This is a genomic window from Streptomyces sp. RPT161, assembly GCF_027533845.1.
GTDB lineage: Bacteria > Actinomycetota > Actinomycetes > Streptomycetales > Streptomycetaceae > Streptantibioticus_A > Streptantibioticus_A silvisoli_A.
In genome coordinates, this window is record NZ_JAPZVN010000001.1 from 264,857 (window position 1) to 279,126 (window position 14,270).

The 14,270-nt window shown below is 69.7% G+C and carries 13 protein-coding genes and 1 riboswitch; of the genes, 6 read left to right on the forward strand and 7 right to left on the reverse strand.

Going from position 1 to position 14,270, the window contains the following annotated elements; translation table 11 throughout:
- Positions 1-26 precede the first annotated feature (26 nt).
- From O5O46_RS01100 to O5O46_RS01115, 4 genes are all read right to left on the reverse strand, one after another.
- Positions 27-1,559, reverse strand: coding sequence for a glycoside hydrolase family 3 protein (locus O5O46_RS01100; RefSeq protein ID WP_269853260.1), 1,533 nt, complete (start codon positions 1,557-1,559; stop codon positions 27-29).
- Entirely contained in the window at positions 1,556-2,383 is an 828-nt protein-coding gene (locus tag O5O46_RS01105; RefSeq protein ID WP_269853261.1) for a carbohydrate ABC transporter permease, read from the reverse strand. Before O5O46_RS01105 ends, O5O46_RS01100 begins: the two co-directional genes overlap by 4 nt.
- A complete protein-coding gene (locus O5O46_RS01110) occupies positions 2,380-3,363 on the reverse strand; it encodes a carbohydrate ABC transporter permease (RefSeq protein WP_269853262.1) in 984 nt (327 codons plus the stop codon). Before O5O46_RS01110 ends, O5O46_RS01105 begins: the two co-directional genes overlap by 4 nt.
- Positions 3,364-3,457: 94 nt before the next feature.
- Entirely contained in the window at positions 3,458-4,744 is a 1,287-nt protein-coding gene (locus O5O46_RS01115) for an extracellular solute-binding protein (RefSeq protein ID WP_269853263.1), read from the reverse strand.
- A 255-nt stretch (positions 4,745-4,999) separates the two neighbouring features.
- Between O5O46_RS01115 and O5O46_RS01120 the strand changes: the two genes are divergently transcribed.
- From O5O46_RS01120 to O5O46_RS01145, 6 genes are all read left to right on the forward strand, one after another.
- Positions 5,000-5,791 (forward strand): GntR family transcriptional regulator, encoded by a 792-nt coding sequence (locus O5O46_RS01120; protein WP_269853882.1) that lies wholly within the window; start codon positions 5,000-5,002, stop codon positions 5,789-5,791.
- A gap of 269 nt (positions 5,792-6,060) precedes the next feature.
- Positions 6,061-6,324, forward strand: a complete 264-nt coding sequence (locus O5O46_RS01125) for a DUF3311 domain-containing protein (RefSeq protein ID WP_269853264.1) — start codon at positions 6,061-6,063, stop codon at positions 6,322-6,324.
- The gene (gene mctP, locus O5O46_RS01130; protein WP_269853265.1) at positions 6,321-7,979 is read left to right on the forward strand and encodes a monocarboxylate uptake permease MctP; all 1,659 of its coding nucleotides are present in this window, start codon (positions 6,321-6,323) and stop codon (positions 7,977-7,979) included. Before O5O46_RS01125 ends, mctP begins: the two co-directional genes overlap by 4 nt.
- A 73-nt stretch (positions 7,980-8,052) precedes the next feature.
- Complete coding sequence (locus tag O5O46_RS01135; RefSeq protein WP_269853266.1) at positions 8,053-8,553, forward strand: GNAT family N-acetyltransferase; 501 nt, start codon at positions 8,053-8,055, stop codon at positions 8,551-8,553.
- Between the two features lie 48 nt (positions 8,554-8,601).
- A riboswitch (cobalamin riboswitch) is annotated at positions 8,602-8,759 on the forward strand.
- A 149-nt stretch (positions 8,760-8,908) separates the two neighbouring features.
- Positions 8,909-11,272 carry a ribonucleoside-diphosphate reductase subunit alpha gene (locus O5O46_RS01140; protein WP_269853267.1) on the forward strand — a complete coding sequence of 788 codons (2,364 nt, stop codon included), beginning with the start codon at positions 8,909-8,911 and terminating at the stop codon, positions 11,270-11,272.
- Positions 11,272-12,291 (forward strand): ribonucleotide-diphosphate reductase subunit beta, encoded by a 1,020-nt coding sequence (locus tag O5O46_RS01145; RefSeq protein WP_269853268.1) that lies wholly within the window; start codon positions 11,272-11,274, stop codon positions 12,289-12,291. Before O5O46_RS01140 ends, O5O46_RS01145 begins: the two co-directional genes overlap by 1 nt.
- A 25-nt stretch (positions 12,292-12,316) precedes the next feature.
- On the opposite strand, the gene O5O46_RS01150 is transcribed toward O5O46_RS01145, so the two are convergent.
- From O5O46_RS01150 to def, 3 genes are all read right to left on the reverse strand, one after another.
- Positions 12,317-12,910: a hypothetical protein gene (locus O5O46_RS01150; RefSeq protein ID WP_269853269.1), complete on the reverse strand. Its 594-nt coding sequence runs from the start codon at positions 12,908-12,910 to the stop codon at positions 12,317-12,319.
- 20 nt (positions 12,911-12,930) lie between these two features.
- Entirely contained in the window at positions 12,931-13,440 is a 510-nt protein-coding gene (locus tag O5O46_RS01155; RefSeq protein ID WP_269853270.1) for an RNA polymerase sigma factor, read from the reverse strand.
- Positions 13,441-13,591: 151 nt separating this feature from the next.
- Complete coding sequence (def, locus tag O5O46_RS01160) at positions 13,592-14,218, reverse strand: peptide deformylase (protein ID WP_269853271.1); 627 nt, start codon at positions 14,216-14,218, stop codon at positions 13,592-13,594.
- Between the last annotated feature and the right edge of the window lie 52 nt (positions 14,219-14,270).

Genomic DNA, 14,270 nt, shown 5'->3' on the forward strand with positions numbered 1-14,270 from the left:
CTTGTCTTGTGTTCTGCGCGGCTGCGTCAGCGCCCGGCGCCGTTGCCGACGATGACCTCCGCGGCCGCTCGCCCGCACACGCGGGCCGCACCATGGGTCGCGATGTGCAGCGCACCGGTCGGCGGGGCCTGCGGTACGCCCATCTCGACCACCACCGAGTCCGGCCGGGCGGCCACCAGGCATGCCAGCGCGTCCGCCATCCACCGGTGCCGGTGAACGTCGCGAACCACGATGACGATCCTACGGTCCGACGCGGAGCGCAGCACATTTGCCACCAACGCGGGCAGACCGTGCGCCGCCGCGTCGGACTCGCGATAGGTGCCCGTCCCGGTGCCGGGCAGCAGCCGCCGCAGCTCGGCCGCGACGCCCCACGGCGTCTCGTCGCCGACGGCGATGTTCGCCACCGGAGTGAAGGCCGCCGTGTACACCGGCCCTTCGGGCGCCCGGTAGGGGGCGAGCCGGGTCACCCGCAGCGCCCGCCGGGCGGCGGCCAGACCGATCCCCGGGTCGGACGCGATCCCCTCCGCCGCGCCCGACCGGGAACCGACCCACTCCCCCAGCGCCCGCACCCGTGCCGCGGCGTCGGCGAGCCGCTCCTCGGGCAGTTCGCCGGAGTGCACCGCCCTGACCAGGGCGTCGCGCAGGCGTAGCACCGTCGCCTCGTCGGCGAGGTTGCCGCCCACGCAGATCGCGTCCGCCCCGGCGGCCAGCGCCAGCACGGTGCCGCGCTCGATGCCGTAGGTCGCGGTGATGGCGCGCATCTCCACCGCGTCGGTGGCGATCAGCCCCTGGTAGCCAAGGCCGCCCAGGGACTCGGGGGCCCGCAGCAGTCCGTTGAGCGCGGCCGGGCTGAGCGTGGCGGGCAGCGCCCGGTCCACCGCCGGCAGCAGGATGTGCGCGCTCATCACAGCCTTGGTACCGGCGGCCAGCGCGGCCCGGAACGGCACCAGTTCACGGGCGTACAGCGTGTTCAGGTCGGCGTCGATGCGCGGCAGGTCGTGGTGCGAGTCGACGGCGGTGTCGCCGTGGCCGGGGAAGTGCTTGGTGCAGGCGGCCACCCCGGCCTGTTGCAGGCCCTCGACGTACGCGGCGGTGTGCCGGGCCACCAGTTCGGGGTCGGAGCCGAAGGACCGCACACCGATCACCGGGTTGTCGGGGTTGGAGTTGACGTCGGCGGACGGCGCCCAGTTCAGGTTGACGCCGCACTCCCTGAGCCTGCGGCCCAGCTCCCGGGCGACCGCGCGGGTCAGCTCGGGATCGTCCACCGCGCCGAGCGCGTGGTTGCCGGGGAAGGAGGAGCCGGTGCGGGATTCCAGCCGCGTGACGTCGCCGCCCTCCTCGTCGGCGGCGACGATCAGCCGCGGGGACCGGTCCCGCAACCGGGCGGTGAGCGCGGCGAGTTGCTCCGGTGACTCGATGTTCCGGGCGAAAAGCGCGACCGAGCCGAGCCCCTCGTCCAGCCGTCGCAGCAGCCAGTCGGGGGCGGTGACGCCGGTGAAGCCGGGCTGGAGCACGCCGAGCGCGTCACGCGTCACGGTGTCCGTAGTCAGCATGGTCATCCCTTCACCGCCCCTGCGGTCAGTCCGCCGACGGCCTTGCGCTGGAGGATCAGGAACACGATCACCACGGGGATGGTGAAAAGGGTGGAGGCGGCCATCGTGGCGCCCCAGTCGTCACCGAAGTTGGTCTGGAACTGGGTGAGCCACAGCGGCAGGGTCTGGCCGCTCTGCTTGTTGAGGATGAGCACCAGCGGGAACTCGTTCCACGCGGTGATGAAGCCGAACAGCGAGGTGGCCATCAGCCCGGGGGCGAGCAGCGGGAAGACCACCCGGACGAACGCCTGGGCCCGGGTGCAGCCGTCGACCAGGGCCGACTCCTCCAACTCCCTGGGCACCGCGGCGATGAAGCCGCGCAGCGTCCAGATGGTGAAGGGCAGCACCATCATCATGTAGAAGAGGGTCAGCGGCAGCAGGCTGTTGAGCTGGTCCTGGTCGCGGACGATCATGTAGACGGAGATCGTCATCACCTCCCAGGGCGCCATCTGGGCCATCATCACGATCAGCACGAACGCCTTGCGCCCGCGGAACCGCATCCGGGCCAGCGCGAACGACGCCAGCAGCGCGATCGCCAGGGAGAGCAGCACCGCGCCGAGCGTGACGGTGAAGCTGTTGCGCACCAGGGTCCAGAAGCCGCTGGCGTGCACCGCCTTGTCGAAGTGCGCGAGGGTGCCGTGGAACGGGACGAAGTCCGGAGTGCTGCTGATGATGTCGATGTCCGGCTTGAAGGCCGTGGTCGCCATCCAGTAGACGGGGAAGACGAAGAACACGAACAGGAGGACCGCGACGGCGTTGGGCCAGAAGCGTCCGAGAAGCGAGCGCCTCACAGGTCGTCCTCCTGCTTGAGAATGATCCGGAAGTAATACGACATCAGCACCAGCAGGATGAGGATGGTGAGCGTGGAGATCGCCGCGCCCACGCCGTAGTGCTGGTTTCCGACGCCCTCGATGAAGGCGTAGACCGGCAGGGTCTGGGTGCTGCCGGCGGGCCCTCCGGCGTTGAGCGCGTACACCTGGGTGAACGCCTTGAAGACCCAGATGATCTCCAGGAACGTGGTGCTCAGGAAGAACGGCCGCAGGATCGGGAAGGTGACCGAGCGGAAGGTGCGCCAGGCCGTGGCGCCGTCCATCCGGGCCGCCTCGAACAGTTCGGCGGAGATCGTGGTCAGTCCCGCGTAGAGGTTGAGGGCGACGAACGGGATGGACTGCCAGACGACCATCAAGGTGATCACCGCGAAGGTGGAGAACAGGCCGCCGAACCAGTTGAAGCCCGCCATCGAGTGCCAACCGAGCCGGTCCAGGAGCCAGTTGACGACGCCGTACCGGGAGTCGAACAGCCACTGGTAGACCGTGGTCCCGGCGACGTAGGGCATGGCCCAGGCGAGGATCAGCCCCAGCGACAGCAGCAGCCGCATCCGCCTGCCCAGCCGGTTCAGCAGCAGACCGACCAGCGTGCCGACCGCCATGATCAGCGCCACGTTGGCGGCGGTGAACAGCACCGAGCGGAGGGTGGTGTGCCAGAAGTCCGAACTGGTCAGCTGGTCGGTGTAGTTGCCGAACCCGATCCAGTCGGTGGTGTGCTGGATCAGCTGGAAGGCGTTGAGGTTCTGGAACGAGATGAGCAGGTTGCGCAGCAGCGGATAGGCCAGCAGCGCGGCGGTCGCCACCAGCGCCGGGAGGATCAGCAGGTACGGGGCGCCGCGTGCGGCCAGCCCGCCCGCGGAACGCCTGCGGTGCGCGGGCGGTGGAGGTGGCGGCGTGCTCTCGCTGGTCGGACGCGTTGGCGTCCTGGTCGATGGCGCACCCATGCTGTTGTCTTCCTCCCCGCTGTGCCCCGGCGTACGGGCTGGTGCCCTTGGCCACGGGTGGGGCGGCCGGTGCGGCGGCCCCACCCGCTGGCGCTCACTGCTTCTGGCTGAGCCGCTTGTTGATTTCGGCGTCGGCCTGCTTGGCGGCGGCCGAGGGGTCCTGGCCCTGGAGCACACCGGTCATGAAGATGGTGGAGATCGGGTTGGGCTTGTTCTCCACGTTGCCCCATGCGGGGATCAGCGGGGTGGTGCCGCCGTTCGCGGCGGCGGCCGAGGCGGCGGTGGCGAACGGGTTGCCGGCCAGGTTGGAGTTGAGCGCGGTCTTGTTGGGGATCACGCCGCCCTCCTTGGCCAGTGCGCCCTCGAACTGGTCGGAGAGGGCCAGCTTCAGGAAGTCCTTGGCCAGTTCGGGGTTCTTGCTGGCCTGTGCGACGGCCAGGTTGGATCCGCCCAGGAAGACCTTCGCGGGCTTGCCGGCGGTCCGGCCCGGGATCGGGAAGTAGCCGATCTCGTCCTTCAGCTGCGGGTTCTTGGCGATCGCCCCGGCCGCCTCCCAGCCGAAGCCGATGAAGGCGCCGACGTCGCCCTTGGCGAACACGTCCGACTGCTGCGGGGTGGCCTCGTCCTTGTCCTTGGGCGCCGTGCCGTAGGAGTTGAGCTTCTTGTACAGGTTGATGGCCGCGGCAGCCTGCGGCGAGTCGAGGTTGGAGACGTAGGAGTCGCCGCTCTTCTTCACCAGGTCGGCGCCCGCGTCCAGCAGGAACCCGTCGAAGGAGTACCAGTCCTGGCCCGGCGCGTAGAGCGCGTCCTGGGTGCCCTTGGCCTTGACGGCGTCGAGGTCCTTGAAGAACTCGTCCTGGGTCCTGGGGGTGTCCTTGATGCCGGCGTCCGCCCAGATCTTCTTGTTGTAGACGACGACCCGGTTGGAGGCGTACCAGGGGGCGGCGAACTGCTTGTCCTGGTAGACGGCGGAGGCGTTCAGCGCCGGGGTCCAGTCGTTGCCGCCGAGGTCCGCCCTGTCACCGGTGAGGTCCATCAGACCGCCGGTGGCCGCGTAGTACGGGGTCTGGGTGTTGCCGATCTCGACCACGTCCGGCGGGGTGCTCTCGGACAGCGCGGTGGTCAGCTTCTGCTGGATGCCGTTCCACTGCTGAACCTGGATGCTGAGCTTGGCGCCGGGGTATTTCTTCTCGAAGGCCGCCGTGATGTCCTTGGTCCAGCCGGGCGGGTTGGAGCCGCTCATCAACCAGACGGTGAGGGTCTTGCCCTTGAAATCCCCGGGACCCGACGCCTTGTCACTCTTACCGGAACCGCACGCGGCGACCGACACGGCCATGACCGTGGCACCCAATACGGCTATCGCCGCCCTGCGCTTGCGCATCACGCCACCCTCCTGAAGGTGCCAGAGACTCGCCCCTGGTCTTTAATGGTTTAGACCAGTACGGGGAGCTTGGCCTAGACCTTTAGGGGTGTCAAGGGTGTATAAGAGCGGCTGTCGAGTCCGTTACCGGACCGACACCTCACCTACGACGTCCGCTTACCGCTACGTGCGCGGCGCACGCCGTGCCACGATGTGAGCCGCTATTGGACGGAGGAGCCGGTGACGGCAGCCGAGAAGGAGTCGGGAGCACAGCGCATGGAGACCGACGGGGACGCCGCGGCGGGCGCCACGGATGCGTCGGAGACGCCCGAGAACGCGCCGGCGTCCGGCACGCGCACGGCACGGGTGCCGAAGTACTACCGCCTCAAGCGGCACTTGCTCGACATCACCCAGACCATGCCGCCCGGCACCCCGGTACCGCCGGAGCGCACTCTGGCCGCCGAGTTCGACACCTCGCGCACCACGGTCCGCCAGGCGCTCCAGGAACTCGTCGTCGAAGGCCGCCTGGAGCGCATCCAGGGCAAGGGGACGTTCGTCGCCAAGCCCAAGGTCGCCCAGGCGCTGCAACTCACCTCGTACACCGAGGACATGCGCGCGCAGGGCCTCGAACCCGCCTCCCAGCTGCTGGACATCGGCTACGTGGCCGCCGACGACCGGCTCGCCGGCCTGCTGGACATAAAGGCGGGCGGGCGGGTGCTGCGCATCGAGCGGCTGCGGCTGGCCAACGGCGAGCCGATGGCGATCGAGACCACCCACCTGTCCGCCAAGCGCTTTCCGCAGCTGCGCCGCAACCTCGCCAAACACACCTCGCTGTACACCGCGTTGGCCGAGGTCTACGACGTGCACCTGGCCGAGGCCGAGGAGACCATCGAGACCTCGCTGGCCACCCCGCGCGAGGCGGGCCTGCTGGGCACCGACGTGGGCCTGCCGATGCTGCTGCTCTCCCGGCACTCCATCGACACCACCGGCGAACCGGTCGAATGGGTACGTTCCGTCTACCGCGGCGACCGCTACAAGTTCGTCGCGAGACTCCAACGCCCCACCTGACACGGACCGCCCGACGAGGGGCATCCGGGGGCGCAGCCCCGGCAAGGCGGGGCCCAGGGGCGCAGCCCCGGCAAGGCGGGAGTCCGGGGGCGCAGCCCCGGCAAGGCGGGAGTCCGGGGGCGCAGCCCCCGGAAAAGATCCCCTTTCGCCCCCCGGCCGGAGGCCGAACGATGACCCGACATGCGCCCGGGTAGTGACTACTACCCGGGCGTTGGCCTAGATTGCCTGCGCATTACGTGGGAGACGTGTCGAATCGGGGAGCCGCAGCCATGACAGAACCGCCGCCGAAGTCCCAACCGGTCATCACCGCCACCCGGGTGGTGGCGGCGGTCTGCCTGATACTCCCGTTCGTCGCCACCCTGTGGGTCAGCTCGTACGCCCGGCCGACCCCGACCTTCATCGGTATCCCTTTCTTCTACTGGTACCAGATGGCCTGGGTGGTCATCTCCACCGGCCTCACCTCGATCGCCTATGTGCTGATCCGGCGTGAGGAGCGGGCGCGTCGCGCCGAGGAGCGGGAGGGGGCGGCATGAAGCACGGGGTCAACGGGGTGGCGCTCGCCGTCTTCGTCGTCTTCTTCCTGCTGGTCACGGCGCTCGGCTTCCTCGCCGCCCGCTGGCGGCGCGCCGAGAACGCCCTCAACCTGGACGAATGGGGGCTCGGCGGACGCAGCTTCGGCACCTGGATCACCTGGTTCCTGCTGGGCGGCGACCTCTACACCGCGTACACGTTCGTCGCTGTTCCCGCGGCGGTCTACGCGGCCGGTGCCTCCGGTTTCTTCGCGGTGCCGTACACCATCCTCGTCTACCCGATGATCTTCTGCTTCCTGCCCCGGCTGTGGTCGGTCGCCAGGAGCCGCGGTTACGTCACCCCGTCGGACTTCGTCCGGGGCCGCTACGGGTCACGCGGGCTGTCGCTGGCGGTAGCGGTCACCGGGATCCTCGCCACCATGCCGTACATCGCCCTGCAACTGGTCGGTATCCAGGCGGTGTTGGACGTGATGGGCGTCGGCGGCGGCGCGTCCGCCAACTGGTTCGTCAAGGACCTGCCGCTACTCATCGCCTTCGCGGTGCTTGCCGCATACACCTACTCTTCCGGACTGCGCGCGCCGGCGCTGATCGCGTTCGTCAAGGACGCGCTGATCTACATCGTCATCGCGGTGGCCATCATCTACATCCCGATGCGGCTGGGCGGATTCGGGCACATCTTCCACTCGGCGAGCCAGGCGTACGCCCAGGTGAGTCCGGCGACCGGGAAGCCGCGCGGTGAACTGGTGAGCGGCGCCAAGAGCCAGTGGGCCTATGCCACCTTGGCGTTGGGCTCGGCGCTGGCGCTGTTCATGTACCCGCACTCGATCACCGCGACCCTCTCCAGCCGCAGCCGTGACGTGGTGCGCCGCAACACCACCATCCTGCCGCTGTATTCACTGATGCTCGGGCTGCTGGCGATGCTCGGCTTCATGGCGATCGCCGACGGGATCGGCAAGGGAGTCAAGGGCTACAACGCCCAGTTGGCCATTCCCCAGTTGTTCTCCAACATGTTCCCGTCGTGGTTCGCGGGCCTGTCCTTCGCGGCCATCGGAATCGGCGCCCTGGTCCCCGCGGCGATTATGTCCATCGCCGCCGCCAATCTGTTCACCCGCAACGTGTACAGGGATTTCCTGCGGCCGAACGCCACTGCCGAGCAGGAGACCCGGGTCTCCAAACTGGTCTCGCTGGTGGTCAAGGTCGGGGCGCTGGTCTTCGTCCTCACCATGGACAAGACGGTGGCCATCAACTTCCAGTTGTTGGGCGGGATCTGGATCCTGCAGACCTTCCCGGCGATCGTCGCGGGCCTGTACACCCGGTGGTTCCACCGCTGGGCGCTGCTGTCGGGCTGGCTGGTCGGCATGGTGTACGGGACGTGGGCGGCGTGGACGGTGGCCAGCCCCACGCAGGCGCACTTCGCGGGCAGTTCCAAGGTGATCCCGGGCATCGGGCAGATCGGCTACATCGGACTGACCGCCTTCGTGCTGAACCTGGCGGTCGCGGTCGTGCTCACCGTCGCCTTCAAGGCCCTGGGCACGCCCGACGGCATCGACGAGACGGCCCCCGGCGACTACACCGCTACGGGACCGCAGCCGTCCGTACCGAACCAACTTCCGCCGTACGGCGACGAGTTGCCGCCGGTCCCCACCGGCGGACGGTAGGAGCGATCGCAACGGGCCGCCCCCGAACTGCGGGGGGCGGCCCGTTGTCGTACCCCTGGGGCACACTGCCACCATGGACATCATCATCCGTGCCGCGCGCCCCGACGAGTTGGACACCATAGGCGAACTCACCGCCCGCACCTATGTGGACGAGGGCCTGCTCGCCCGGGGCGCCGACAGCCCCTACGTGGCGGTACTGCGCGACGTCCGGCACCGGGCGGAGCACGCCGAGGTCCTGGTGGCCGCGGACGCGGCGAGCGACCGGTTGCTGGGCTCCGTGACGTTCGCCGCACCCGGCAGCGCGTACGCGGAGCTGGCGCGCCCCGAAGAGGGCGAGTTCCGGATGCTGGTGGTGGCGGCCGACGCGCGGCGGCGCGGAGCGGCCGAGCAACTGGTGCGCGCCTGCCTCGACAGGGCACGTGCGCTGGGGCTGCGACGGGTCGTCATATCCAGCGCACAGAAGATGACCGCGGCCCACCGGCTGTACCGCAGGCTCGGCTTCCAGCGCACCCCGGAACGGGACTGGGAAGTGGGGCCCGGCGCCGTGCTGTGGACCTTCGCGGTGGAACTGTAGCCACTTCGGCGCCGGAACTCCAGTTCCATTCTCGCTCCGCCCGACACAACATCTAGGGGTGCCTCCGGCACGCGGCACTAGATGTATGCTCGTCACCGCTGTCGCCGCAGGGGAACCCGGTGCGATTCCGGGACTGCCCCGCAACGGTGTACGGGTGCCCGGCGGTGCCCGTGAGTCCGAGGACCTGCCGACGGCGCACCCTCCGGACTGACCGGAGACGGTGCTGTGTTGTCCGGGCCTCGCGGGTTGGGCCGGCGGACGCGATACGGGGTGCCCCTGGCCGGTCGGTGCGGGCTGCCCGTGCGCGCCCGCGCTCCTCTCGCGTCGCCGCCGCCTACGAGGGAGAGAGACCACCGTGACCATCGCGCCCGCAGACCCCGAGTCAGCCATCGCCTCTGGCTCCGAGGCCGAACCAGGCACGGAACTGCTCCGCACCCTGACGGAGTTGACCGCCGATCTCCCGGACACCGCCCCCGGACGGGTGGCCGCCGCCGCGCTGCGCGGACGGCACGCCGGATCCGACGAGGCGGAGCTGCGCGCCCTGGCCACCGAGGCGGCCGCCGGGCTGATCTCCGAGGACCCGCAGTACAGCCGCCTGGCGGCCCGGCTGCTGGCCCGGGCGATCACCGAGGAGGCGGCGGGCCAGGGTGTCACCACGTTCACCGAGTCGATCGCCGTGGGGCACCGCGAGGGCCTGATCGCCGACGGCACCGCCGAGTTCGTACTCGCCCACGGCGCCCGGCTGGACGCGCTGGTCGACGCGGAGGGCGACGACCGCTTCGGCTACTTCGGGCTGCGCACCCTGCACAGCCGCTATCTGCTGCGGCACCCCATCACCCGGCAGGTCATCGAGACCCCGCAGCACTTCATGCTGCGCGTCGCCTGCGGGCTGGCCGAGGACGGGTCGCAGGAGGCACTGGCCGACGTCGCCGCGCTCTACGGGCTGATGAGCCGCCTGGACTACCTGCCCAGCTCGCCGACACTGTTCAACTCCGGTACCCGGCACCCGCAGATGTCGTCCTGCTACCTGCTGGACTCCCCGCTGGACGAGCTGGACTCGATCTACCAGCGCTACCACCAGGTCGCCCGGCTCTCCAAGCACGCGGGCGGCATCGGCCTGCCGTACTCCCGCATCCGCTCCCGCGGTTCGCTGATCCGCGGCACCAACGGACACTCCAACGGCATCGTGCCGTTCCTGCGCACCCTGGACTCCTCGGTCGCCGCGGTCAACCAGGGCGGTCGGCGCAAGGGCGCGGCCTGCGTCTACCTGGAGACCTGGCACGCGGACATCGAGGAGTTCCTCGAACTGCGGGACAACACCGGTGAGGACGCCCGCCGTACCCACAACCTCAACCTCGCGCACTGGATCCCGGACGAGTTCATGCGCCGGGTCGAGGCGGACGCCGAGTGGTCGCTGTTCTCCCCCTCCGACGTACCCGAGCTGGTCGACCTGTGGGGCGAGGAGTTCGACGCCGCCTACCGGGCGGCCGAGGCCAAGGGCCGGTACGTCCGGCGGGTACCGGCGCGCCAGCTGTACGCCCGGATGATGCGCACCCTCGCGCAGACCGGCAACGGCTGGATGACGTTCAAGGACGCCTCCAACCGCACCGCCAACCAGACCGCGGAGCCCGGCCGGGTGGTGCACTCCTCCAACCTGTGCACCGAGATCCTGGAAGTCACGGACGACGGCGAGACCGCCGTGTGCAACCTGGGTTCGGTCAACCTGGGCGCCCACCTCGGCGCGAACGGCGAGATGGACTGGGAGCGGCTGGACGCCACCGTGCGCACCGCGGTGACCTTCCTGGACCGGGTGGTGGACATCAACTTCTACCCGACCGAGCAGGCCGCCGCCTCCAACCAGCGCTGGCGCCCGGTGGGGTTGGGCGTGATGGGCCTGCAGGACGTGTTCTTCGCGCTGCGGCTGCCGTTCGACTCCCCGCAGGCCAAGGAGCTGTCGACCCGGATCGCCGAGCGGATCATGCTCGCCGCCTACGAGCAGTCCTGCGTGCTCGCCGAGCGGCACGGCCCGCACCCGGCCTGGTCCGAGACCCGCGCCGCCCGCGGTGTGCTCCACCCCGACCACTACGACACCACCGAGCGCTGGCCGGAGCGCTGGGCCGAACTGCGCGCCCGGGTGGCCCGCTCCGGCATGCGCAACTCGCTGCTGCTGGCGATCGCGCCGACCGCGACCATCGCCTCGATCGCGGGCGTCTACGAGTGCATCGAGCCGCAGGTGTCCAACCTGTTCAAGCGCGAGACGCTCAGCGGCGAGTTCCTCCAGGTCAACTCCTACCTGGTGGCGGAGCTGAAGAAGCTGGGCGTGTGGGACGGCGCCACCCGCGAGGCGCTGCGCGAGTCCAACGGCTCGGTGCAGGACTTCGGTTGGCTCCCCGAGGACGTGCGGACGCTGTACCGCACCGCCTGGGAGATCCCGCAGCGCGCGCTGATCGACATGGCCGCTGCTCGTACCGCGTACCTGGACCAGAGCCAGTCGCTCAACCTGTTCATGGCCGCGCCCACCATCGGCAAGCTCAGCTCGATGTACGCCTACGCCTGGAAGAGCGGCCTGAAGACCACGTACTACCTGCGCTCGCGCCCGGCGACCAGGATCGCCCGCGCCGCGTCGGGGGCCGCGCAGAGCGTCCCCGCCCAGCCGACCGCCGAGGAGGCGGTCGCCTGCTCCCTGGAGAACCCCGAGTCCTGCGAGGCCTGTCAGTGATGCCGTCCGAAGAAACCGTCAAGAACCTGCTGGATCCGGGCTTCGAACTCACCCTGCGCCCCATGCGCTACCCGGACTTCTACGAGCACTACCGCAACGCCATCAAGAACACCTGGACGGTGGAGGAGGTCGACCTCCACTCCGACGTCGCCGACCTCGCCAAGCTCTCCCCCGGAGAGCAGCACCTGATCAGCCGCCTGGTGGCGTTCTTCGCCACCGGTGACTCCATCGTCGCCAACAACCTGGTGCTGACGCTCTACAAGCACATCAACTCCCCCGAGGCACGGCTGTACCTGTCGCGCCAGCTGTTCGAGGAGGCGGTGCACGTCCAGTTCTACCTGACCCTGCTGGACACCTACCTTCCGGACCACGACGACCGGGTGGCGGCCTTCGCCGCCGTGGAGAACATCCCGTCGATCCGCGAGAAGGCGCAGTTCTGCTTCAAGTGGATGGACTCGGTCGAGGAGATCGACCGGCTGCGCTCCAAGGAGGACCGCCGCCGCTTCCTGCTCAACCTGATCTGCTTCGCGGCCTGCATCGAGGGCCTGTTCTTCTACGGCGCCTTCGCCTACGTCTACTGGTTCCGCTCCCGCGGCCTGCTGCACGGCCTGGCGACCGGCACCAACTGGGTGTTCCGCGACGAGTCGATGCACATGGACTTCGCCTTCCAGGTGGTGGACACGGTACGGCGTGAGGAGCCGGACCTGTTCGACGAGGACATGGGCAAGCAGGTCACCGCGATGCTGGAAGAGGCGGTGGAGGCGGAGTTGCAGTTCGCCCGCGACCTGTGCGGGGACGGGCTGCCCGGTATGAACACCGAGTCCATGCGCGAGTACCTGCAGTGCGTCGCCGACCAGCGGCTGGCCCGGCTCGGCCTGCCGGTCCGCTACGGCTCGCAGAACCCGTTCTCCTTCATGGAGTTGCAGAACGTGCAGGAGCTGACGAACTTCTTCGAGCGCCGCGCCTCCGCCTACCAGGTGGCGGTGGAGGGCTCGGTGTCGTTCGACGACGAGTTCTGAGTTCCCTTGCGAGGCCCGTGTCCGCCTAGCGGATGCGGGCCTCGCTCGCGGTGCAGGTGCCGATGTCGGTGGTGTTGCGGGTGCGTACGCCGGGCAGCCAGCCATGGGTTCCGTCCGGCGTGCTCACCAGGTACCAGCGGGCCGAGGTGATGCCGCTCTCGTCCTGTACCAGGGTGCCGTCGATGACGACGCAGATCGCGGCCAGCCGGTCCCCGTGCCACACCTTGCCCGCCGAGTTGCCGGCGGAGGCGTAGGGCTCGTAGGGGTCACGGGCCAGACGCAGTGCGCACTCCATGGTGCGCAGCGGCTGGCACGGCGTCTCGGCGTTGTAGACGGTGAGCGTCGCCGTGGGCACCGGTACGGCGGGCGGTGACTGGCCGGGGCGGCCCAGCCACCATGCCCCCACGGCGATCAGCGCGACGGCCGCCACGATGGCCGCCGCCGACACGGCCGCGTACAACGCCCGCCGTCGGCGCCCGGGTTGGCGGGCGGGAGCCATGGCGGGCGGCGTCTGGATCCGCTCCCACAGCCCGGGCGGCGGGACGATCCCGTCGTCGGCGGCGCGCAGGCGGTCCCGTAAGGCCGCCGCGACTTCCTCGTGCGCTGTCCTGCGGCTCATGGGTCCTCCCGGCCTTCGGCTCACGACTGGTTGTCCGCCAGCAGGCGCCGTAGCTTGTCCAACGCCCGCGCGCGGGACCGGGAGACGGTCCCGCGGTGCAGCTTCAGCGCCTCAGCCGCCTGGTCAATGGTGTACCCGTCCAGGTCGATGAGTATGACGACGCCCGCCTGCCGAACCGTCAACCGGCCCAGCAGGCGGATCGCCTCGATCTCGGCGGTCCGCTCCTCCAGCCCGCCGTCCCAGCCATCGGTGCCGGACTCCTTCGGCTCCGCCACCAGCACCTGCCTGCCGCTGCGCCGGTAGCCGTCGCGCACCACGCTCATCAGAGTGCTGAACGCGTAGGCGTAGGGCTCCGGATGGGACAGGAACCGCTGGGGCCTGCCGACGAGTTTGAGGTATGCCTCGTGGACCGCGTCCTCCGCCGCGTGCGCCCCGGCCAGCAGCACCGCCCTGCGGTACAGCCGGGGCAGCAACGCGCAGAAGACCTCGTCGAACGACGACCGTAACTCCTCGCCGGGACAACTGGTCATGGGCTGCGTACCCCCCAGGTCCGTGCGGCCATGACCGCCGCTGCTCGCGAGTCGCCTCACCGCTGCGACGCGAAAAAGCTACGCCGGATCCATGCCCCTGACGTGCGCGTGAACCACGGATCACCCCATTGGGTGGCGGCGGCCGTCCCCGTCAGTCGTTGGGCACCGTCTGGTACTTGGGGGTGCCCTCCGCCATCTGCCGGAGCACGTCCTTGCGTTCGCGCTTGGAGAGGCGGTCGATGTACAGGTAGCCGTTCAGGTGGTCGGTCTCGTGCTGGAGGCAGCGGGCGAAGTAGCCAGAGCCCTCCACGGCGATTGGGTTGCCGTGCAGGTCCTGGCCGCGCACCACCGCGTAGTCGGGGCGGACCAGTTCCATGTAGGCGCCGGGGACGGACAGGCAGCCCTCGTTGGAGTCGTCCAACACCCGCCGCTCCGCCGGGAGTTCCTCGACGACCGGGTTGACGACGTGGCCGACGTGCCGCACGCCGTCGTCGTCCGGGCAGTCGTAGACGAAGACCCGCAGGTCCACACCGATCTGGTTGGCGGCGAGGCCGACGCCCTCGGCCGCCCGCTGGCTGGCGAACATGTCGTCGATGAGCGCGGCGAGCTTGTCGTCGAACTCGGTCACCGTCCGGCACGGCTTGTGCAGCACGGGGTTGCCGACCACGGTGATCGGCCGTACGGTGCCGCGCTCGCGGTGAGCCGCTTCCCGGGCCTCGGCGTCCGTGGTGTCGTCGATGAACTCCGACCGCTGCTCGGCCTGGTCCTGCTGGGTCATGGTCTGCGCTGCGCCTTCCTGATCCTGACGGTTCTGCCAGTCAAGGGTACGG